17 protein-coding genes are annotated in these 21,527 nt (G+C 54.1%); 6 read left to right on the top strand and 11 right to left on the bottom strand.

Annotation, left to right across the window (positions count from 1 at the left end; all coding sequences use genetic code 11):
• Window positions 1–5: 5 nt before the first annotated feature.
• Complete coding sequence (locus tag C8R31_RS13705; protein WP_107694636.1) at window positions 6–254, top strand: BolA family protein; 249 nt, start codon at window positions 6–8, stop codon at window positions 252–254.
• A gap of 125 nt (window positions 255–379) precedes the next feature.
• Here C8R31_RS13705 and rpoH read toward each other — a convergent pair whose 3' ends face one another.
• From rpoH to ftsY, 4 genes are all read right to left on the bottom strand, one after another.
• Complete coding sequence (gene rpoH, locus C8R31_RS13700) at window positions 380–1,228, bottom strand: RNA polymerase sigma factor RpoH (RefSeq protein ID WP_107694635.1); 849 nt, start codon at window positions 1,226–1,228, stop codon at window positions 380–382.
• 96 nt (window positions 1,229–1,324) lie between these two features.
• Window positions 1,325–2,233 (bottom strand): permease-like cell division protein FtsX, encoded by a 909-nt coding sequence (gene ftsX / locus C8R31_RS13695; protein ID WP_107694634.1) that lies wholly within the window; start codon window positions 2,231–2,233, stop codon window positions 1,325–1,327.
• Window positions 2,230–2,883, bottom strand: coding sequence for a cell division ATP-binding protein FtsE (gene ftsE, locus C8R31_RS13690; protein WP_107694633.1), 654 nt, complete (start codon window positions 2,881–2,883; stop codon window positions 2,230–2,232). Before ftsE ends, ftsX begins: the two co-directional genes overlap by 4 nt.
• Before the next feature lie 27 nt (window positions 2,884–2,910).
• Window positions 2,911–3,894, bottom strand: a complete 984-nt coding sequence (ftsY, locus tag C8R31_RS13685) for a signal recognition particle-docking protein FtsY (protein ID WP_107694632.1) — start codon at window positions 3,892–3,894, stop codon at window positions 2,911–2,913.
• 105 nt (window positions 3,895–3,999) lie between these two features.
• Here ftsY and C8R31_RS13680 point away from each other — a divergent pair, with 105 nt between their 5' ends.
• From C8R31_RS13680 to C8R31_RS13660, 5 genes are all read left to right on the top strand, one after another.
• Window positions 4,000–5,406, top strand: a complete 1,407-nt coding sequence (locus C8R31_RS13680; protein WP_375136134.1) for a M16 family metallopeptidase — start codon at window positions 4,000–4,002, stop codon at window positions 5,404–5,406.
• 70 nt (window positions 5,407–5,476) lie between these two features.
• On the top strand, window positions 5,477–6,787 hold the full coding sequence (locus tag C8R31_RS13675) for a pitrilysin family protein (protein WP_107694631.1): 1,311 nt from the start codon (window positions 5,477–5,479) through the stop codon (window positions 6,785–6,787).
• Between the two features lie 61 nt (window positions 6,788–6,848).
• Window positions 6,849–7,418 carry a 16S rRNA (guanine(966)-N(2))-methyltransferase RsmD gene (rsmD, locus tag C8R31_RS13670; RefSeq protein ID WP_107694630.1) on the top strand — a complete coding sequence of 190 codons (570 nt, stop codon included), beginning with the start codon at window positions 6,849–6,851 and terminating at the stop codon, window positions 7,416–7,418.
• Window positions 7,387–7,872, top strand: coding sequence for a pantetheine-phosphate adenylyltransferase (gene coaD, locus C8R31_RS13665; RefSeq protein WP_107694629.1), 486 nt, complete (start codon window positions 7,387–7,389; stop codon window positions 7,870–7,872). The genes rsmD and coaD overlap by 32 nt, the downstream gene beginning before the upstream one ends.
• A 7-nt stretch (window positions 7,873–7,879) precedes the next feature.
• Window positions 7,880–8,143, top strand: coding sequence for a YfhL family 4Fe-4S dicluster ferredoxin (locus C8R31_RS13660; RefSeq protein ID WP_107694628.1), 264 nt, complete (start codon window positions 7,880–7,882; stop codon window positions 8,141–8,143).
• On the opposite strand, the gene C8R31_RS13655 is transcribed toward C8R31_RS13660, so the two are convergent.
• From C8R31_RS13655 to C8R31_RS13625, 7 genes are all read right to left on the bottom strand, one after another.
• Entirely contained in the window at window positions 8,109–8,840 is a 732-nt protein-coding gene (locus C8R31_RS13655; RefSeq protein WP_107694627.1) for a YggS family pyridoxal phosphate-dependent enzyme, read from the bottom strand. The two genes, C8R31_RS13660 and C8R31_RS13655, sit on opposite strands and share 35 nt — an antisense overlap.
• A gap of 162 nt (window positions 8,841–9,002) precedes the next feature.
• Entirely contained in the window at window positions 9,003–12,509 is a 3,507-nt protein-coding gene (gene dnaE / locus C8R31_RS13650; RefSeq protein ID WP_107694675.1) for a DNA polymerase III subunit alpha, read from the bottom strand.
• 324 nt (window positions 12,510–12,833) lie between these two features.
• Window positions 12,834–13,877, bottom strand: coding sequence for a YheT family hydrolase (locus C8R31_RS13645; protein WP_107694626.1), 1,044 nt, complete (start codon window positions 13,875–13,877; stop codon window positions 12,834–12,836).
• A 136-nt stretch (window positions 13,878–14,013) separates the two neighbouring features.
• Window positions 14,014–15,219, bottom strand: coding sequence for a PleD family two-component system response regulator (locus C8R31_RS13640; protein WP_181320621.1), 1,206 nt, complete (start codon window positions 15,217–15,219; stop codon window positions 14,014–14,016).
• Window positions 15,220–15,278: 59 nt separating this feature from the next.
• Window positions 15,279–18,206, bottom strand: a complete 2,928-nt coding sequence (locus C8R31_RS13635; RefSeq protein WP_107694624.1) for an ATP-binding protein — start codon at window positions 18,204–18,206, stop codon at window positions 15,279–15,281.
• 1,151 nt (window positions 18,207–19,357) lie between these two features.
• Window positions 19,358–19,753 carry a hypothetical protein gene (locus C8R31_RS13630; RefSeq protein WP_107694623.1) on the bottom strand — a complete coding sequence of 132 codons (396 nt, stop codon included), beginning with the start codon at window positions 19,751–19,753 and terminating at the stop codon, window positions 19,358–19,360.
• A 287-nt stretch (window positions 19,754–20,040) separates the two neighbouring features.
• Window positions 20,041–21,186 (bottom strand): HAF repeat-containing PEP-CTERM protein, encoded by a 1,146-nt coding sequence (locus C8R31_RS13625; RefSeq protein ID WP_107694622.1) that lies wholly within the window; start codon window positions 21,184–21,186, stop codon window positions 20,041–20,043.
• Window positions 21,187–21,527: the final 341 nt, after the last annotated feature.

Genomic DNA, 21,527 nt, shown 5'->3' with positions numbered 1-21,527 from the left:
GAAGAATGGTTACAGCAGAGAGCATAAAAAGTCAGATTGAGGCGGGCATGCCGTGTGAACTGGTGCACGTTGAGGGAGACGACGGTTATCATTTCAGCGCAGTTATCGTGAGCGCTGAATTCCGCGGAAAGAATATGGTGCGCCAGCACCAGATGGTTTATGGCGCCCTTGGCGACAGGATGAAGCAGGAAATCCATGCGCTTTCCATGAAAACCCTGACCCCTGAGCAGTGGAATGAAAGCAACCCAACCTGATATCGCGGCTCCGTATGGATAAATTGCGAAGTTACGCTACCGTATAACAGCTTGGCAAAGTCAAAACCGCGATTTTCTTTACGATCATCCGCAAGACTTAATATTCGGGGCAGTCCCCATCGCTCCTATGCAATCGACCCCATGGCTGTCCGCATTTTTTGCATCGCTTTGACTTCAATCTGTCGGATACGCTCAGCCGAAACGCCCAACTCGTCAGCAAGGTCGTGGAGGGTGGCGGTGTCTTTTTCCCGCAGCCAGCGAGCTTCGATAATGCGACGGCTGCGCGAGTCGAGGCTTGCGAGCGCGCGTTCCAGTCCTTCTCCTCGCACTCGCCGGGTCTCTTCTGTTTCCAGCTGTTGCTGGGGTTCCGAGCCATCGGTGAGATAGGCGATCGGGCTGAATGTATCGTCCTCGTCGTCATCGGACATCGGTTCGAGCGAGATGTCACGGCCGCTAAACCGCGTCTCCATTTCTACGACTTCTTCGGCCTTGACCCCCAACTGCCTCGCAATGGCATTGACTTCGTCGGGATTCATGGTATCGAGAACCGGCTTCATACTCCGAAGATTGAAGAATAGTTTTCGCTGGGCCTTGGTTGTGGCAATCTTCACCAGTCGCCAGTTCCGAAGTATGAATTCGTGGATTTCCGCCTTGATCCAATGTACCGCAAATGAGACAAGTCTCACCCCACGCTCGGGATCATAGCGTTTGACTGCTTTCATCAACCCGATATTGCCTTCCTGTATCAAGTCGGCCTGGGGCAGGCCATAACCTTTATAACCGCGTGCAATGGCCACTACCACACGCAAGTGTGACAGCACCAGCTGACGAGCCGCGTCGATATTTTCTTCATCTCTCAGCGAACGCGCCAGACGGATTTCTTCTTCCTGAGAAAGAATGCGAAAGCCATTAACGGACTGAATGTAGCTTTCAATGCTGCCGCTTGCTGAGGGTACGGCTAGAGCAAAAGTCATGTAACCTCCTTAGTTTTTAGCAAAGTTTAATTCTTTTCCTCTGAGAGCGCCAACAGCGTACGAAAGTTCCCTCTTTAGTGCTCTTAAGCTGATGAATTATCGAGGTTCTATGCGCCACAACTGATTTGTAGCTGACAACCACGCCCCAGTCCACCCCAGCAGCGCCGAAAACAGCAACAAGCTCAAACTATCTTCAAGTGAGAGATGGTATAGGCGAAAATTCACTTCGTAGAGTTCCATCAGGTCTTTCAGTTGCTCGTCCGCGAGATAGATTCCCCAAGAAATAATGAGCCACGCCGCCACGCCGCCGACCGCTCCCTGAATGGCGCCAAAATACAGAAAAGGCCGGCGAATGAAGCCTTTGGTTGCGCCAATCAACTTGGAAACTTCTATTTCATCCCGCATCGTCATTATTTGCAGCCGAATGGTGTTAAATGCCACCGCCACAAGCGAGAAGCTCAGCAAAGCGGCAAGCATCAGTACGCCCGCCCGCCCCAGCTTAAGCAAGGCGTCCAGACGTTTCGCCCAGGCCGAGTCGAGCTGGGCATGCTCGATCTGCGGCAGCTTCGTCAGTTCCTTGCGCAACGCTTCCAGGCGCTCCGGAGCAATGCTCTTGGCGCTTAGGACAAAAGCATCCGGCAGAGGATTGCGCTCGAGGCCATCCATTACATCACCAATTTCTGAGCTTTGCTTGAGCTGCTCCAGTGCGCTATTCTTGGGAATGAACCTGAAACTGGCGACATCCGGGTGTTGCTTCAAGCGGGATTCTATTTCGGCTACCGCCTCCCCGTCTGCGTCAAGCTTTAGAAACAGGCTCAATTGAGGCGTTGCGGAGAATTGCCCCGAGAGCGAATGAAGGTTTTCCAGCAGCACATAAATTCCTGCGGGAAGGCTGAAGGCGATCCCGATGACTGCAATGCTGAGCAGGCTGCCCAGTGGCGCACGCGCCAGGCGCTTTATTGCAACTGCAAAAGCGTAAAAATGATGAGAAAGCCAGACGCTCATGCCGCCAGCCCGCCGTGACTGAGCTTAAAGATGTGGGGCTGCATACTGCTGAGCAGCTGGACGTCATGGGTTGCAATCAATACGGTGACGCCCACCTGATTAAATGATACGAACATGTCCATGATGTCTTTCGCATAATCCGGATCGAGGTTACTGGTAGGCTCATCAGCGATGAGTATTGATGGCCTGTTGACGATGGCGCGGGCAATGCACAGGCGTTGCTGCTCACCTCCCGAAAGAGTGATGGGACGTGCTTTTTCCCGGTTCAGCAGACCTACTTTATCCAGCGCCGCTCGCACCCGTCCCGTTGCCGCCCTTGAGCTAAAACCGCTGATTTGCAGTGGAAGCAATACGTTTTGAAAAACAGTGCGGTCGAACAGGATTTTCTGATCCTGAAACACAAGCCCGAGGTTTCGTCGCAGGAATGGAATTGCGCCACTCTTGAGCGCGCTAACGTTCTGGCCGTTGACGATAATACTGCCGGTTGTGGGACGCTCGATGGCGGCAATAAGTCTTAGCAATGTCGTCTTACCTGCGCCCGAATGGCCCGTGATCAGGCCCATCTCCCCTGTCTCAAGGGTAAAAGAAACATTCTTGAGGGCTTCGAAGCCATTAGGGTAACGCTTGTAGACCTGACTGAAGCTAATCATTCTTTGTTACGATAATGGCCCGGGCTTTCAATCAAACAACGCCTCCACAAATTCCCTTGCAGCAAACGGCCTCAAATCGTCCAAGCCCTCGCCTACCCCGATAAAGCGGATGGGTAGTGGCTGCTTGCCCTGGCGTTGCCTGGCGATAGCGGCGATCACCCCTCCTTTGGCAGTGCCATCCAGCTTTGTGACGATGAGGCCGGTCAAACCGAGCGCATCATCGAACGCCTGAACCTGAGCAATGGCATTCTGGCCGGTATTTGCATCGAGCACCAGCAGCGATTCATGCGGCGCGCCCGGCTCTGCCTTGGCAATGACCCGCTTCACTTTCCTGATTTCTTCCATGAGATGCAATTGCGTTGCCAGCCGCCCGGCAGTGTCCGCGAGGACGATATCGATCCCCCGGGCTTTCGCCGCGTTGACCGCATCGAATATAACGGCGGCAGGATCCCCTTTTTGCTGCCCGGTATTTTCCTGCGCAATCACAGCGATATTATTACGCTCGCCCCACGCCATAAGCTGCTCGCGCGCAGCCGCCCGAAAAGTGTCGCCGGCCGCGAGCAGCACGGTTTTTCCCTGTAGCTGAAAATGATGCGCAAGTTTACCAATGGATGTTGTTTTTCCGGCGCCGTTCACACCCGCAAGCATAATGATGAAAGGCTTGCTGGCCCCAGTTTCAAGAGGTAGCGACAGGGGTTCAAGCAGCGCGATGAGTGCTTCCTGCAATGCTTCCTTGAGTTGCGCCGCCTGGGTCAGTCCATTGCGTTTGACTTGCCTGCGCAGTTCGTCGAGCAGCCAAGTGGTCGAGCTCACACCAGTGTCGGCCATGAGCAGGACGGTTTCCAGCTCCTCGTAGAGGGCTTCGTCGATTTTGCCGCTGCCGAAGAGACCGGATAAGTGTTTACCCAGGTTTTGGCGGGTGCGCGAGAGTCCGGATCTTACCCTTGCCGCCCAATGGGAAGGGGAGTCCGCGGTCTCGGTACTATTTTTAGAGTTGAAGAAACTCGGCATTCTGGTAGGCTGTTATATTAGTCGGAATTCAATACCGAAACCCCGCAATCGCGGTGTTATTTCCGATTTTATCTGTTTACCCGGCTTTAGGTTGTTAAAAAAATGATGAGTTATCGGTATTTCCTCCTGTTTCCGGCAGGCTTGCGGTCGCTCGCGATGCTGTTCGCTTTGTTGCTTCCGGGGAGTCTCCTTGCTGACACCGCTCAAACGCATGAGTACATGCTTGCCAATGGTCTTAGGCTGATTGTCAGGGAGGATCACCGTTCCCCAGTCGTAATTTCGCAGATTTGGTACAAGGCTGGAAGTATTGATGAAGTAAACGGCGTTACCGGCGTGGCCCATGTGTTGGAACATATGATGTTCAAGGGCACGAAAAAGGTTCCCGGGGGTGAGTTTTCTCGCCGCATCGCGGCCGCGGGGGGTCGAGAGAATGCCTTTACCAGCCGCGACTATACCGCCTATTTCCAGCAATTGCACAAATCCAGGCTGCCGTTGGCGATGGAGTTGGAGTCCGACCGGATGCGCAACGTGATACTGACGGAAGAAGAATTCGCGAAAGAGATCAGAGTTGTGATGGAAGAACGCCGCCTGCGTACCGATGACCAAGCCCGCGCTCTGGTGCATGAAAAAATGATGGCCACATCTTATCAGGCACACCCATACCGGCAACCCGTAATCGGTTGGATGAATGACCTTGAAAACATGACCGTTCAAGACGCGAAGTCGTGGTATGACCGATGGTATGCGCCAAATAACGCTGTTCTGGTCGTGGTAGGCGATGTCAACCCAAAGGAGGTCTTTGCCCTGGCGCAAAAGTTTTATGGACCTATCAAGTCGGGGGTGCCATTACCACTGGATAAGCGCAAGCCACAGATGGAGCCGAAACAGGTCGGGATCAAGCGGATCACGGTGAAGGCGCCGGCGCAATTGCCCTATCTTGCAATGGTTTACCATGCCCCGGCGTTGCGTAACCCGGCTACCGATTGGGAACCCTACGCGCTCGAGATGCTCGCAGGGGTGCTGGATGGAAACGAATCAGCACGTCTTAATAAAACGCTGGTGCGCGAGCAGCACATTGCGAGTTCAGCGGGGGCGAGCTACGATTCCACGGCGCGGGGCCCGGGCATGTTTTATCTGAACGGCACGCCAAGCGAGGGCAAAACCCCGGCTGATCTTGAAGCCGCGTTGCGTATCGAGGTGGAAAAGATTGTACGCGAGGGCGTGACCGAGGAGGAACTCGTCCGTGTTAAGGCTCAGGTCGTGGCCGCTCATGTCTTCCAGCTCGACTCGATGTTTTTTCAGGCAATGGAAATCGGCCAACTGGAAAGCATCGGACTGTCATATCGTGATATCGATACGATTCTTGAGCGGTTGAAAGCTGTCACCGCGGAACAGGTACGGGACGTGGCAAAGAAATACCTGACGGATGACGTCCTCACGGTTGCGGTACTGGATCCGCAACCGCTGGAGCAGAAAACACCTTCTGCCCCGCCTGTGTTATTGAGGCATTAAGGCTATGAAATCCTGCTGATCTATTCCTGTTTCCGTTTAGCTTTCAAGAGCGTTTTCTAAAGAGGCCGCAATGCATGTGATGCGCTTCATGTTTTTACTGCTGTTAAGTTGCTGTTCACAATGGGCCTTGGCTACATTGCCCATCGAACATTGGCAAACACCTTCAGGCGCCCGGGTATATTTCATAGAAAGCCGGGATTTACCGATACTCGATGTCAGCGTAGATTTCGACGCAGGAAGCAGTACCGACACGGCGGATAAATCGGGCCGTGCCGGATTAACCCTGCATCTGTTGAGTCTGGGCGCCGGTGGATTGACCGAAGATCAGGTTGCGAAAGGTTTAGCCGACGTTGGGGCCCAGCTGGGGGCCCATTTCGATCAGGATCGGGCCGGTATTTCGCTGCGCACGTTGAGCAGCGCAAGAGAGCGCGGTCAGGCGCTGGATATATTTGGCCGCGTCATCCAGCATCCGGAGTTTGCTGGGAACGTGCTGGAACGGGAAAAGGCTCGGGTAATCGCGGGATTGAAGGAAGCCGACACCAAACCGGGCACTATTGCCGACCGCCTGTTGATGAAGATGCTCTACGGTAACCATTCCTATGGGTTGCGCAGTTCGGGCGAGGTTGACAGCGTAAGTGGGTTGCAACGCGACGATTTGGCTAATTTCTACCGTTCCCGTTATACCGTCGGCAACGCGGTAGTTGCGATCATGGGGAATGTAAGCCGCGCTGAGGCTGCCGCGATTGCCGAATCACTAACGAAAGAGTTACCGCAAGGAAAGCCGGCTGATGTTTTGCCTGAGGTGACGCCGCCGGCCCCCAACACCCGAAAGATTACCCACCCTGCGACCCAAAGCCATATAGTGCTCGCTTATCCCGGACTCCGGCGCGTCGATCCCGACTATTTTCCGTTGCTGGTTGGTAACCATATATTGGGGGGGGGAGGATTCACCTCCCGCCTGATGGAAGAGATCCGCCAGAAACGAGGTTTGGCTTATAGCGTGCACAGCCATTTCGCGCCGCTCAGAGAAAAAGGCCCTTTCGAGATAGGACTGCAAACCCGGAAGGAACAGTCAGAAGATGCGCTCTTGCTAACTCGAAAAGTCCTCGCAGATTTCGTGGCTGGCGGCCCAACAGAAAAAGAACTTGTGGAAGCCAAACAAAATATTATTGGCAGTTTTCCTTTGCGTATCGACAGCAACAAGAAGATTATCGGATTTCTTGCGATGATTGGTTTTTATAATCTCCCCCTCACCTACTTGGATGACTACGTAAAAGCGGTGGAAAGGGCGACCGTTTCCCAAGTCAAGGATGCGTTTCAGCGACGCATCAACCCGGACGGGATGGTAACTGTCGTGGTCGGTGCTGTGGGAACCGAATAGAACAGCTATTTCCCCTGGATCGTTCCAGTCGAACGCACCTCTATTCTCGACATTCGTATTGGTGAAAAATAAAGTTCGCATCATAGCCGGCGAGTGGCGAAGCCGCGTCCTCGTATTCCCCGACAAAACTGAGTTGCGGCCGACGCCCGATCGCGTGCGCGAAACCGTCTTCAACTGGTTGGGACAGGATATGAGCGGGAAATGCTGCCTGGATCTGTTCGCGGGGAGCGGCGCCATGGGCTTTGAAGCGGCGTCACGTGGAGCCGGGAAGGTCGTCATGGTGGAATCCAGCCCCGGCGTAATGACAACGCTGAGAGCTAGTTCGCTGAAACTGGGAGCTTCGCAAGTGGACTTGGTGGCGATGGATGCGTCCAATTTTATCGACTTGGATGCGCGTCGGTTCGACGTAATCTTTCTTGATCCCCCCTATCGCCTGGGGTTGCTACCGGAGCTGCTATCAAGGCTCCATGGGCACCTTTCTCCGGGCGGGCTCGTCTATGTGGAAAGTGACAGCCTTCCTGAGGCGCGTGCGGAGTGGCAGGTATGGCGGCAGGGGCGTGCGGGCAAGGTATTTTACCAACTTTTAAAATCCTTAAAACATGGAAAAAGCGATCTACCCGGGAACGTTTGATCCTATCACCCGGGGTCACGAGGATCTGGTTCGGCGGGCGTCAAGCCTGTTTGACCAGGTGGTGGTTGCGGTGGCAGATAGTAGGAGTAAAGCGCCATTTTTTACTCAGGACGAGCGGGTGGGGATGGTGCGGCAAGTACTGGTCGACTACACCAACGTCCAGGTAATGTCATTTTCGGGTCTGCTGATGGAGTTTGCGCAACAACAGGACGCAAGAGTCATCTTGCGCGGACTGCGCGCCGTTTCCGATTTCGAGTTCGAGTTTCAGATGGCTGGCATGAACCGTAGTTTATATCCTGATGTCGAAACCCTGTTTCTGACACCGTCGGAGCAATATATGTTCGTATCCGCCACTATAGTACGAGAAATCGCACTGCTCGGCGGAAGTGTGGATAAATTTGTGCATCCCTTTATAGCCGAGCAGTTGCGGATGAGAATCGAAACGCAATCTTGAGGTTGATATGGCTTTAATAATTACTGATGAATGTATTAATTGCGATGTGTGTGAGCCGGAGTGTCCAAATGACGCTATTTCGTCCGGAGAGGAAATCTATGAGATCGATGCCGCTCGGTGCACGGAATGCGTGGGGCATTATGAGGTTTCACAATGCGTGGAAGTATGTCCCGTGGATTGCATCGTCCTTAACCCGGACATAGCTGAGACAAAAGAGCAGCTGTACGAAAAATACCTCAGTCTTTCCGGGCAGCAAGTTCCTCAGGGATAAGGTAGCGTCTGGGACCGAAAATAGCGGTGCCCACTCGAACCATGGTCGCGCCTTCTTCTATCGCTATATCAAGATCCTCCGTCATTCCCATGGAAATCGTATCAAGACCATAACCCGCGTGGTTTAACAGATCGTACGCTTCTCTTACCATCCGGAATTGGCTGCGCTGCAGGGCGGTGGCCCTGGTAAGTTCGGGAATAGCCATCACCCCCCTGAGTTTCAGCCGCGGCAAGGTGACAATATGCGCCGCGAGGCCGGCGACTTCGTCGGGCGCTACGCCGCTCTTGCTATGTTCACCACTCACGTTTACTTGCAGGCATACCTGGAGGGGGAGTAACGATTCAGGCCTATCCTTGGACAGGCGGTCGGCAATTTTTTTCCGGTCCACGCTGTGGACCCAGGTAAAATTTTCCGCTATACGGCGGGTCTTATTACTCTGTATCGGCCCTATGAAATGCCACTCGATGGGTAAATCGGGGAGCGCCGCGATTTTTACCAGGGCCTCCTGGAGATAATTTTCCCCGAAAATAGTCTGGCCCGCGGCAAAGGCTTCGCGGAGGCACTCGGCCGGATTGGTCTTGCTTGCAGCCAAAAGCGTAATCGACTCGGGTTGCCGGCCTGTTTTCTCCGCAACCTCCTTGATACGCCCTCTCACCTTTTCAAGACCCGAGGCGATGGTTGTCGTGTTTGGTTCCATTTCTTCCTTCTTGATTTACCTTACTTATCTTACCCCCTCGTACAACTCGCCCATGAGGAAAAAAGTTGATGGGGCATCAGCATAGTAGTGGCACTCATCTTTACGGTCAAGCCACCCTCGCGTTCACGAGGCACTTCAGTACTGTTCGATCACTCCGGCGGGTCAGTAGATCACATTTACATGTTCTGGCCCGAAATGAGCTTCGAGCGATTGCAGCAAATCTTCATGGAGGCTCACCCGCCACGCCTCGCCCAGCGAGAGCTCGCATGTCGCGTTGTGGTTGCGATAGATCACGAAGACCGGGCAGGAAAAGTTATTTCCGCCGCTGACTCTACCCGCATTGCCGCGGTTACCGCGGTAGGGTCCTAGCAGTTCTCTCAGTCTTCGGGCATCGGAGGATCCGGTGCAACGAAGTTCAACGCGTTTTGCATAGCGCGAGCGGGCGCTGCTCAGATCGAACAGCTGATCGGCCGTAATCCGCAGTCCATACTCATCCTCTCCACCCTTGTTGTTCACTCTTGCCTCCACCACGAGCAACTGATCTTCCTTCAGCCAGTTTCGTGCCGATTCGAATAGCTCGCTATATACCACCAGTTCCACGCGTGCACTGCCATCATCCAATACGATCACTCCCATCCGGCCGCGACGTGTCACTTGCGTGCGCATTGCGTAGACAATGCCAGCAAGGAGTTGCGGTTCTCGCTGTGGGTTGAGCCGGTCCAGGCGGCAACGTACAAAATGTTTCAATTCGTCCGCGTAAGCGTGGAATGGGTGGCCGCTCAAATAGAATCCCAACGCCATTTTCTCGTTTTTCAGCTTTTCCTTCTCCGGCCACGCCGCCACATTCAGCAGGCTGGATCTTTCCAGGGGCGTATCGCGTTCTCCGAACAACGTGACCTGGTTGGCCGCACGTCCAGCCTGCTCGGCCGATTCGAGTGCAATGCCTACCGATGCGAGAAGGCCGGCTCGATGACGATCGATGGAATCGAATGCGCCCCCGCGAATTAGCGACTCAACCACGCGGCGGTTGACGATCCGCTTGTCCACCCGATGGCAGAAATCGAACAGGTCCTGGTAGGGACCGCTCATTTCGCGCGCTTTAATAATTGCCATAATCGCGGATTCCCCGGTTCCTTTTACCGCGCCTAACCCATAACGTATGGTTTTTGCGTCCACAGGAATGAAGCGATAACCGGACAGGTTAATATCCGGTGACAGCATGACCAGCCCATTGGCAATGCTGTCCTCGAAGAAGGAGTGGACCTTGTCCGTATCGTCCATATCAGCGGAAAGGGTCGCGGCCATGAATTCCGCCGGATAATGCGCTTTCAGGTAAGCGGTCTGAAAGGCGATGAGGGCATACGCGGCCGCATGCGATTTATTGAATCCATAGCCGGCGAACTTCTCCATCAGGTCGAAGAGCTCGGCCGCATTCCGCTCCGTCATGCCATTCTTGACCGCCCCGGCAACGAAAATGTCCCGCTGTAACGCCATTTCTTCGGGTTTTTTCTTCCCCATGGCCCGCCGAAGCAGATCGGCGCTGCCAAGGCTATACCCCCCAATAACCTGCGCGATTTGCATGACCTGTTCCTGATAGACCATCACACCGTAAGTGGGCTCAAGTATGGGCTGCAAGCGTGGATCGAGATATTCCACACGTTTGCCGTGCTTGCGTTCGGTAAACTCGGGAATAAGGGACATTGGGCCCGGTCGGTACAACGCCACTAGCGCGATGATATCTTCGAATCGGTCCGGTTTTGCCCGCTGCAGCAGATCTTTCATGCCGCGGGATTCGAACTGGAATACGCCCACCGCATTACCCTGGCGCAATAACGCATAAGTGGCGGTATCGTCCAACGGCAGATTTTCGAGGCAAAAGGCAAGGGAAAAGGACTGGGCGCCCGTGGCCTGAGTCGAGCTACCTTCTTCACGCTGCCTGATATATCGTACCGTCCAGTCGAGTATGGTCAACGTCCGCAACCCCAGAAAGTCGAACTTTACCAACCCGATTTTTTCGACATCATCCTTATCCAACTGGCTTATTACCGACTCGCCGGAATCCGTGCAATAGACCGGGCAAAAATCGGTGATCTTCCCGGATGCGATCAGTACGCCCCCAGCATGCATCCCCACGTTGCGTGTAAGCCCCTCGAGACGCTCAGCCAGTTCCAGCAAATTACGCACCTCTTCTTCCGCTTCCGCTCGTTCATTCAGTTGCGGTTCCTCCTCACGCGCCTTCTTAAGTGTCATGCCCAGATCGAATGGCACCAGCTTGGCCAACTGATCGACGAAACTGTAAGGCAGATCCAGCACCCGACCGACATCGCGCACTACCGCCTTCGCTGCCATGGTTCCGAAAGTGGCAATCTGCGAAACGCTCTCAGCGCCATACTTCTGCTTCACGTATTCGATCACGTGTTCGCGTCCGTCCTGGCAGAAGTCGATGTCGAAGTCAGGCATGGATACGCGTTCAGGGTTGAGAAAGCGCTCGAAAAGCAAATCGTAACGAAGGGGGTCAAGGTCGGTGATTCCCAGCGAGTATGCAACCAGAGAGCCTGCGCCAGAGCCACGGCCGGGCCCTACCGGCACGCCGTTGCTTTTGGCCCAATTGATGAAATCGGCAACAATGAGAAAATAGCCCGCAAACCCCATCTGGACGATGATGTCAGCTTCGAAATCGAGCCGCGCCCGATAACTGGGCATTTTCACTTCTCGCTCGACAGCATCGGGAAAAAGCGTCTTCATGCGCGCTTCCAGGCCTGAGATAGCCTGATTGCGCAGGTATAGCTCCAGGCTCTCGTTGTTGGGGGTAGGAAACAATGGCAGGCGATTCACGCCTAATTCCAGTGTCAGGTTGCACCGCCTGGCAATTTCCACGCTGTTGGCGAGCGCCGCTGGCATGTCGGCGAACAGCTCGGCCATCTCGGCCTGACTTTTAAAATATTGCTGTTCTGTGCAATGTTTCGGTCGGCGACGGTCGCCCAGTACATAACCTTCCGCTATGCATACGCGCGCCTCGTGTGCGCGGTAGTCTTCGGGGTTAAGAAACTGCACCGGCTGCGTCGCAACCACGGGCAAATGCAGGGCCGAGGCTAACATCAGCGAGCGCTGCACGACTGCCTCCGTATTCGGGTGTCCTGCCCGCTGCACTTCGATATAAAAACGACCAGGGAAGAGACTGGCCCATTCTCTTGCCAGCGTATCGGCTTGCGCCGGATCATTCTGCATCAGCACAAGACCAATCTCGCCGAGATTCGCGCCCGACAGGGCGATAAGCCCATCCGTGCCGAAATCGTTTTCTCTTAGCCAGGACTTTCGGATCTCGGCGCGCCCGCGATGATAATTTTCACGGTAGGCGCGTGAGAGAAGACGGCACAACAGCAGATAACCGGGATGGGACTGGGATAACAGCAAGATACGAGAGGGTTTGTCGCGGTCCGTTTCATTGCTTATCCAGACATCGCAGCCGACAATCGGTTTAATTCCGTTGTTGCGAGTGGCCTGATAAAATTTTACCAAGCCGAACAGGTTCGAAAGATCCGTTAGCGCCAGCGCCGGCATGCCCTCGGCGGCTGCTTTTGCCACCGCCTCGTCGATCCGTACGATGCCGTCCACAACGGAATACTCGCTGTGCATCCGCAGGTGAATGAAGATTGGCTGTGTGGGCATAACGGGCATGACCGATTCACTGGCTGCTATTGATACCATCCCGGTTAAGCCGGTACGTCAGCAACAGATTTAATTCCAAGTAGAGCTAAAGCGGATTTCAATTTTACACCAAATGAAAGTACCAACTCCCGCCTGCTCGAAAAGCATCCACGTTATCTAGCTTCTCCCGGCATCGCGAGATAACCGCAAGATACTCCGGAATGAACTATGACGATATATGCGAGCCGGCCAGTGATGTGACGGAAGATGTACGGCCCGGGGGATCGCTTCCGGGGGGTCGCGCAGTGCAGATGGAAAGCCCCTAGGCCAATAGATAACTTGCGTTCAGGAAATTTGGAACTCAGGAACCGTATTAATGGGTCGGAGGGCAGTGCGGCCGCCCTGTTCGCCAAAGAAACTGACAATTCTCTCCGGGAGCCAGGTCAGTTTGCCTGGAAACGGCGAATGTAAAAATCCCGCGTGTCCTCCTTCCTCCGGAAATTCCAGAACAACGGCAGAGGAGACGTCATAAGGTTGTGGCAGCACGGAAGCCGGCATGAAAGGATCGTTCAAGGCATTAATGACCAGCGTGGGTACCTCGATATGCCTTAGCCAGGGCTTGCTACTCGATTGCTCCCAGTAGTCTTCAGTGTCGCGAAAGCCATGCAGCGGGGCTGTTACCAAATTGTCGAACTCGTACAGCGTCGTGCACCCCGCCACTGCGGCAGAATCGAAAAGGCTCGGAAAGCGCTCAAGTTTCCCAAGCGCCTTGTACTTCAACGTGTCGAGAAAATGACGGGTGTAGAGCAGGTTGAAGCCTGAAGCGAGGGCGCCCCCAGCAGCTGCAAGATCCAACGGTACGGAAACCCCTACAACGCCATCCAGCAATTGGCAGGCCTGTCGTCCTTGCTCGCCCAGCCATTTCAGTAATGCGTTACCACCAAGTGAAACCCCTACCGCATAAATCGGCAGCCTATATCCCGGACGTTTGCTCTGCTGGCTTATCCGGCGGAGTATGAAGTCGATTTCAGTCGAATCGCCGGCATGATACGCACGCTCGAGCCGATTGGGCGATCCGGAACAACCCCGAAAATGCACCACTGCTCCCCGCCAGCCCAATTGCCGCAGCAGCGCCATCATGCTCAACGCATAGTGACTGTATGAGCTGCCCTCAAGTCCATGAAATAGCACAACCAGCGGCGCATCGGCTACGTTATCGAGCCAGTCAATATCGATAAAATCGCCATCGTCCAATTCCCAGCGCTCGCGACGGTAAACAACCGCAGGCCGTGCCAGAAAGTAAGGGTAAATTGTTTGGGCATGCCCCCCGCGGAGCCAGCCAGGAGCCTCGTAGGGTCTGGCGCACAGAGGGAAAGATGAGATTTTCACGCTGAGTCGTGGTTAGGCTTTGCCGGGTTCGAGCGAGCGCCTGAGAATGAAAAAGTCGTGTTAACCTGAATTCAACTATAACAAAAAAACCAGGCCTACAGCAAAATAACGTGAGCTTGAGTGTCCCGGCCGTTACCTAAAGATCGTCCCATTTTTTTTGAGCCAGGGCCCGATTCATCTTCGTCGTCCGCAGAATTTGGGCCACCTTACCGATCAGGGTCTCGCGCTCGACGGGCTTCACGACGAAGTCGATCACGCCCGCCTTAAGGCTCTCGATAACAATATCGCCTTCACTTTTTCCCGTCATCATCATCACTGGCAGATTTGCGAAAGCAGGCATCGCTTTTAGCCGGCGTGTGGCTTCGATGCCATTAACATCCGGCATCATAAGGTCCATCAGGACAAGATCCGGTCGCACGTTCCGCAATATTTCAAGTGCAGCGAGCCCGCTCTCAGCATAAAGCACCCGATAGTTCAAGGGCTCGAGTATCTTCGCCACGATTGTTTGCTGAAAATTATCGTCATCCACAACCAACACAGTCGGTTGTAACCGATCAGCCATCTCATTAAGCGTACGGGCTGCTTTAATGTGAGGAACACACTCTTGACTGAAGCCATCGATCCAGAGCTTCAATGATTGAGTCATTTCCTCGAAACTGCGCAGGCGCGGGTCTATTTCGTTCTGCTTAAACGAGGCAAATTTTTTTGGTAAGCCGTATTCGCCAACATCGGGCGGCCCCTCCTGCGCAAGCTGCCGGGAGAACTCATCCAGAGCCGCGCCGATTTCTCGCTCCGCTTTTCGCATAGCCGAGTCCGCAATCTCGATTTCCCGATTTCCGTGCGCCACGTGCTTATGCAAGAGTGTCTCCATTTCGCTCAAGCGCCGCGCTTGAGCCGCAAATTCTTCGGCTGTCGGGCTAGCGTCAAGCATGGTGAGTTCACGTATTGCCAGATGCAATGACATGAGCAAACGCGGCGCATCATGTGTCATCGGCCAAAAAAACACGTAGTCGTGGAAACGCTCCTTCTTGCATAGCTGGTACGCACGCCCGATATTGTTCTTGTCGCAGAGAACTATCACGCGATGTTCCGTCGTCCCAGCCTCGTTGCTACGCGTTCTGAGAGCGTGATAATAGTGTTCTGACTTTTCCAGGGAATCGAACGCAAGCAGCAGCACATTCGGTAGCCGCAGCTCGAAATCTTCTACTATCCTGTCTGGAGCAGTCGAAATGAATACATTGTCAAACTCCGCATCAAGGATCGTTTTTATCAGTTCGCCATCAGCGATATTGTCCGACGCTATGAGTATTGTCGCCGCCGGTCTTGAGGGCTTACCCATCATAAAGGCCCTGCGACCATTCAGTCCCCGTCTGTTTTTGGAAGGCCGTGACATTTTCGTTATTACGAGCCAAGATACTCATCCAGGGCAGCTATTTCAGTCTCGAAGCGATGGATAAAACTATCCAGCTGCGCCGTCTTTTTAGTAGAACAGGCATCTTCCATACTGGCGCATAACTCACCCAGGAAAACAGCGCCGACGGAGCGGGCGGAAGACTTGAGCTTGTGCGCGGCTTCGCCGACCTGTGCCGTTTGTCCAGCGCTGTAAGCTGCCTTTAATTCACCGCTAGTCTTTGTCGCCGTTTTCCGGAAACTCTGCAGGCATTCTTTAATCACAGCAGGGTCGTTTCCCACCAATCTTTCGAGAACAGTAATATCGATGGGCGCCGAACTCGTGTGGGGCGGCGCGGTTGGCGACGCATCAACAATCGCGGGAGCGGCAACGAGACCGGCGCGTGTGGCGGGCGGCAGCCATTTTTCCAATGTTTTCTTCAAATCCCTTAGTTGAAGCGGTTTGCTCAGATAATCATCCATACCCATGGCGCGGCAGTGCTCCGCTTCGCCCTTCAGGGCATTAGCCGTGATGGCTATGATAGGAGCATGGGCTGAGCCGGTCTCGCTGGCCCTTATGGCAGCGCAAAGCTCATAACCGTCCATTTCGGGCATATGCACATCGGTCAGCAGCAGCGAGTACTTGCCGGTTTTCCACAACTCCCATGCTTCGCGTCCATTTCCGGCCACGGCGATGGCATAACCGAGCAAGGCGAGTTGGCGTCGGATCACCTCCTGATTGGTCTCGTTGTCCTCGGCTACCAGGATTACCTGTGAATGCTCCCTGCTCTGGACATTCGGGGAAAAGCCAAGAACGTCCTCTTGAGCGGGAAAGGAGCGTATTTCTTCTTCTTGTGTCCTGTTTGCCGCAAGCGCCACTGCTTTGAACAAGGATTGACGGGGCAGCAGGTTCCCGTCTACCGTTATGACACCGTTTTCCCGCAGGCGCGGCGAGCGTCGCTTGCCGCGCCCGATAATGACAAAACGCAGATCCAGGCCGGGCTTTGCGTAAAGCGCGGCACTCAGGCTCTCCAGCGCGGGCGTAGTGTTTTTCGCATCGATTACCGCTATCCATAGCCCAGGTCGGCAGCGGCCGATCCACTCGCTGATGTCCGAAAGATGCGGGACGCGCTCTACACTTGCGCCCGCGTGCTCCAGGTGGAAGGCAAGGTCGGGCCCAACACCATCTGCGCTCCCTGCAACGAGACACGACAAGCCGGCAACCTCGGACGTTGGAGAGGCCATCTGGGGGTTTGCCACCTTCCGTGGCTCGAACGGCAGGCGTACGGAAAACGTGCTGCCTTTTCCCACCGCGCTTTCGACACTGATTTCTCCCCCCATCAGTTCAACCAGGTTACGTGAAATGACCAGTCCCAATCCTGTACCGCCAAAGCGCCGCGTGGTTGAAACATCTGCTTGTGTAAAGGGGGTGAACAGCTTTGCCTGGGTCTCTTCATCCATCCCAACGCCATTGTCGATAACCAGAAATTCGACAAATATCTGCTCCCCGTTCTGTTGGGCAGGCAATACGCGTACTGATACCTTTCCTTGCCGCCGCTGATCGGCCGAAAATTTTACGGCGTTGCTGATCAGATTAAGAAGGACCTGGCGCAGCCGTAGCGCATCCCCTACTACTTCAAGGGGAACCCTGGGGTCCGTGAATAAGGCAAGTTCGACCCCCTTTTTCTGTGCCAGTTGATCTAACAGATTGCAGACTTTCTCTGCGACCTCGGCTATGGATACCGCGCCGTGCTCGATCTGAAGCTTGCCCGCCTCGATCTTGGAAAAATCCAGGATATCGTCAATGATACTCAGCAACGCCAACGCTGATTCACGCATCAGATCAACCATTTCCATCTGGTCGCTCCGCAGGCTGGTGTGATGCAGCACATCGATCATGCCGATCACCCCGTTCATGGGCGTCCGAATCTCGTGACTCATCGCAGCGAGGAAATTCGATTTAGCTCGATTCGCCTGTTCAGCATCGCGTCGGGCATGCTCCAGTTCGGCAGTGCGTGACGCTACCATGGCTTCCAGCTCCTTGTTGTAGCGTTCTCGTTCGTAGTGCACCGTGGCTACGGTACGCGAAAGCTGTCCAATCTCATCTTTTGCATCAAGGTCTAATTGAGGCGCACCGTTCCCCTGGCTGGTATTTTTGGTATGGAGTTCGAGTAATTCCAGGCTATCAACCTTTCGCCTCACAATAAAATAAGAAAGAATAAGCCATACGAGAAGAACTGCGAGGGTGATGAAGACACAAGAAACGTAAAACCTTGTACGTTGTGCGGCAACATCGACAATGTTGCGGGTACGCTGGTCGTTCAGCTCATGAAATTCATTGACTGACCGAAAAATTTTGGCTTTAGCAGTGTGATATGCCTCATCGTTCAAAATATCGCGAGCCAGTTCGTTGTCAGGCTTGCCTTTGACGACAAACCGGCCGGCGTCGTCCCGGAAAAGACCTTTTACCGCGTTTAGCGCGGTGCTCTCCGTCTGCGTTAACGAATTTGAACTATTTTCTGCTTCTTCCAATTTAGCGGCCTCTGCGCGTGTAAGTCCGAGTTTCTCCCATCGCGCACGCAAAGAGATTTTCGTGGTCTCATACTGTGGCTGAAAATCGGGGTCCCCGATGATGAGGTTCCAGTAACCTCGTTCGTAGTGACGCGGAGGCGCCATTTCTCCATTTCGAATGGCGAGCGTCTGCCAATACATTTGCTCGAACTTGGGGTCCTTGGTAGTCGTAAAGCTTCGTGCCAAACGTGTAAGGTCGTCGGAGGATTGCCGCAGTTCATTTGCAATCAGGGAGGCGGCGTAGCGGGTATCCTGCGCCTGTGTAAGCTTGCCCTGCTCGAAAAAGCGTAGAGAGACAAACAGCGTAAGCAGAAGAATGAGCAGCCCTGTTACAACATAAAAGATGTGGCTCAGTTTGCGGATCGTCATATCGAATCCTGCTGCATTGTCAGGGAAAAGGGAGCGCGATATCAACGGGTCAGCGAGAATTAACTATCCTATCGACCGTTTCTTGATTTGCATTCACTCCCAGCGCTATGGCGAACGGTTGCACGGAACACATCTGGTTAACGGTCATCGGGGAATTTTCTTTCCGTAAAGTAGCCTTTGAAGCGATGGAATTAGGAACAGTACGAAGCGCCCGGCAGGTTTTGGCAGCGCGTGTGGAGGAATGACGGCCCGACTTGACCATAGCTTGCTTCCGAATCACCTCATCCGTAAACGCTCTGCGCAGGCTTGTCAACGTGCAATCGCGATCGGATTAAGCTTTACAGCCTCCGCTTTCGGCGGGATTATGAAAATTTCTCTTTTAAAGACGTGACGCACGTTCCATTGGGTGCGTCGAAGCCTCCGGTACCGGGCCCGAGGCTCCCGGAGATTCATCAATAGTGGTGAACTCGAAAGCAAGTCGAGTCTATTCCGGGTCAGATGGAGATGTTCCGGCAAATAGCGACGTAAAAACCTGTTAAATCTGGGGTAGGAATCACGGGGAAACCTTTTTACAACCCTTCATTTTGGGAGGGACAATGCACGCGCGACGGTCACGCTAGGAGTTGAAACGGTTTAGATCTCATCCGTTCATGTTCAGCTACTGCTCCTTTTCTTTGGACAAGGGCAGGCGCAAGATTCAAAGTTGCGGCACTAGAGAAACGAGTAGGGGCCGGCACTGGTCAGCGGTCGGGATCGCGCTAGAAGCGAGATGAACCGGTAACGTGTTAAAGCACGACGCGACTAGCGCGCGACTTAATTTTTAGACTCTATCTCAGGAGAACAGATGCCGTGGACCATAACAGTATCCTTTACCCAGTTCTAGCCAAGTGATGCCGGATCGGGCGCCGAGCTACTTGGTGAGCAACTGCTTGCGCTGCGCACTCGGTCTACGGAAAACAGCTTCGACGAACGTGCTACCAAGCGCAGCCTTCTTAGGTCGACCTGGAAATAATAGGCTTTTAAACAGCGACTTTAGCCCGCTAAGAGCCGCTAACAATGGGCAAGATCTGATCCGGTTTCCGCAGATCTCCGGAACACCGGATCATTGGCTGCCTGCCTTGCGTGACTGATCTTAAAGAAGAAGTCCGTGGCTAATAGCCTCCTGATCCTGCCGATGTTCCAGAGGTGCTGGAGCCCTGCGAGGAGCTCGATCCCATCCCGGTAGCCTGACCGGTGGAGCCGGCTGACTCTTGTGACTTTGCATAATCCTTTGATTGGTCTTTTCCGTACGTGTGGAAGCCTGACCCCTGTGACTTTGCGTAGTCCTTTGATTGGTCTTTTCCGTACGCGTGGAAGCCTGACCCCTGTGACTTTGCATAGTCCTTTGATTGGTCTTTTCCGTACGCGTGCGAACCCGGGTTGGAGGTAGAACTGTTTGGCTTTTTTGCGGCGCTGCTTTGGGCGTGAACAACGCCTGTTACCCCAAACATCACGCTGGCAATCATGATAGATCGAGTAATATTTTTTAAAGCGAAGGTATTTTTCATGGCCGTCCCGTTTTTCAATCCAGCAAAATTGCTGTTTTGAAATGGTACGCTAGCTCTAGAGTTGTTCCGTACGTTGTCGCACCAAACACGCGCAAGGAAATACTCGTCGTGCGGCGATACGAACGTTACCGCGCGGGAATAGTAAAGTCAGGTAAGGGCTCAGAGATGATCTTCTTTTCTATCGGAGTGCTTAGCGTGGGTCTTTGATTCTGCCCGGGAGAGAACGTCACGCGCTAAAAAAGCTGACAAAGGCATTCCGCTCGTGACCTCCGGAGGGGTGTGTCCGGCTAAGCAATGGGGCGACAACGCGACATATAGCCTATCAGAAGGCCCAGACCGGCCAGCATCAGGACATAGGAGGAGGGCTCGGGGACTAAGCTCGTGTTGACGATCACTTGGCCCAGATTATTAATTCCGACAGCATGGCTCGAAAATACCCCATGCGGAGCCAGCAAAGGCTGGAGATCGGTCATCCCGACGCCATTGGGGCCGGTGATAAAGGCGTGAGAAGAACCATAATCCAGGCCAGAATGCCCTACCACCTGGCCGGCGTCGTTAATGGCACTAGCGAAAGTGCTATTTCCCCCCAGTGCACCGAGATCGGTCATGCCAACGCCATTGGGACCGGTGAGGAACGCATGCGTAGAACCGTCCGTCAGGCTGGAGTATCCTGCTACCTGGCCAGCGTCGTTGACGGCAGTGGCGACAGTGCTATTCCCACCCAGCGAACCGAGGTCGGTCCTGCCCACGCCATTGGGGCCCGAAATGAAGGCGCGTGAAAGGCCGTTTCCCGTCTCTGAATATCCTACTACCTGCCCGGCTGCGTTAATGTCAGTGATGTAACCCCGACTTAGCATACCCAAATCGGTCATCCCTACGCCATTGGGGCCCGTGATGAAAGCATGCGTAGAACCGTCCGCGACGGTAGAAGATCCTGCCACCCGACCGGCATCGTTTATGGTACTAGCGGAACTACTATCCCCGCCCAGGGTACCCAGATCTTTCATTCCCACACCGTTGGGGCCGGTGATATAGGCATGGTATGGATCGCTTCCAGTTCCGGATAGAGTTAAGGTCGAGGCTCCTACCACCTGTCCGGTATTGTTCACTCCGCCGGCGAAATTGTAGTTCCCCCCCAACGTACCGAGATAACTATTTCCCACTCCGGCTGGACCGGTGATGTAGGAATCCGCATAAGCGTCTCCGATGTTAGGATATCCGACCACCTGCCCCTTATCGTTGATGCCTACGGCCCAGTTGTCCCAGTTGCCATCGCCGACCGAAGCACCAATGTAGGTCAGCTTACCATCCGGATTTACGATGATGGGGACCTCGGTAGCGAAAACAGGCGCTACAAGGCCAAGGCTCATACTCAGGAATGCTGTGACAAAGCTGCGGACTCTGCGGACTTTAAGGCAATGAGTTCTTTGCATGGCGCTTCTCCGGCAAGAGCTGAAATTTAAAGGTTTCGTTGTTTCAATGTAGATGGCGGTGCCTGAATTGTCAAAAGGAGCTTCGACGTCGGGAGAACAGACCTCATGCCGCCATGCCGGCTACGCAAGCAGAGCCGTTCGCTAACGCTGCTTCCGTATTCATCCAGAAACCCGTGATCATTACAAGGCAGAGAATCCCGAGTATCGCTTAATAGAGGGACCCCAATTGCATACGCCTAAAGTCGGTATCATTAGAAATAACGCGCTGTCGGGAGCGTTCTGCTAGCGGTACGTTACGGCACAATAGTGTCCTCGAAATCGAACAGGTACTCTTGGTCCTT

The sequence above is a fragment of the Nitrosospira sp. Nsp2 genome, assembly GCF_003050965.1.
Classification (GTDB): domain Bacteria; phylum Pseudomonadota; class Gammaproteobacteria; order Burkholderiales; family Nitrosomonadaceae; genus Nitrosospira.
Note: the sequence above shows the minus strand (reverse complement) of the source record. Positions and strands in the feature narration are given on the sequence as shown.

What these genes read in the sequence shown, in the direction of transcription:
- C8R31_RS13705 (WP_107694636.1), top strand. Translation starts at nt 6, where the DNA reads ATGGTTACAGCAGAGAGCATAAAAAGTCAGATTGAGGCGGGCATGCCG.
- rpoH (WP_107694635.1), bottom strand. Translation starts at nt 1,228, where the DNA reads ATGACTTTTGCTCTAGCCGTACCCTCAGCAAGCGGCAGCATTGAAAGC.
- ftsX (WP_107694634.1), bottom strand. Translation starts at nt 2,233, where the DNA reads ATGAGCGTCTGGCTTTCTCATCATTTTTACGCTTTTGCAGTTGCAATA.
- ftsE (WP_107694633.1), bottom strand. Translation starts at nt 2,883, where the DNA reads ATGATTAGCTTCAGTCAGGTCTACAAGCGTTACCCTAATGGCTTCGAA.
- ftsY (WP_107694632.1), bottom strand. Translation starts at nt 3,894, where the DNA reads ATGCCGAGTTTCTTCAACTCTAAAAATAGTACCGAGACCGCGGACTCC.
- C8R31_RS13680 (WP_375136134.1), top strand. Translation starts at nt 4,000, where the DNA reads ATGAGTTATCGGTATTTCCTCCTGTTTCCGGCAGGCTTGCGGTCGCTC.
- C8R31_RS13675 (WP_107694631.1), top strand. Translation starts at nt 5,477, where the DNA reads ATGCATGTGATGCGCTTCATGTTTTTACTGCTGTTAAGTTGCTGTTCA.
- coaD (WP_107694629.1), top strand. Translation starts at nt 7,387, where the DNA reads ATGGAAAAAGCGATCTACCCGGGAACGTTTGATCCTATCACCCGGGGT.
- C8R31_RS13660 (WP_107694628.1), top strand. Translation starts at nt 7,880, where the DNA reads ATGGCTTTAATAATTACTGATGAATGTATTAATTGCGATGTGTGTGAG.
- C8R31_RS13655 (WP_107694627.1), bottom strand. Translation starts at nt 8,840, where the DNA reads ATGGAACCAAACACGACAACCATCGCCTCGGGTCTTGAAAAGGTGAGA.
- dnaE (WP_107694675.1), bottom strand. Translation starts at nt 12,509, where the DNA reads ATGCCCACACAGCCAATCTTCATTCACCTGCGGATGCACAGCGAGTAT.
- C8R31_RS13640 (WP_181320621.1), bottom strand. Translation starts at nt 15,219, where the DNA reads ATGATGGGTAAGCCCTCAAGACCGGCGGCGACAATACTCATAGCGTCG.
- C8R31_RS13635 (WP_107694624.1), bottom strand. Translation starts at nt 18,206, where the DNA reads ATGACGATCCGCAAACTGAGCCACATCTTTTATGTTGTAACAGGGCTG.
- C8R31_RS13630 (WP_107694623.1), bottom strand. Translation starts at nt 19,753, where the DNA reads ATGAAAAATACCTTCGCTTTAAAAAATATTACTCGATCTATCATGATT.
- C8R31_RS13625 (WP_107694622.1), bottom strand. Translation starts at nt 21,186, where the DNA reads ATGCAAAGAACTCATTGCCTTAAAGTCCGCAGAGTCCGCAGCTTTGTC.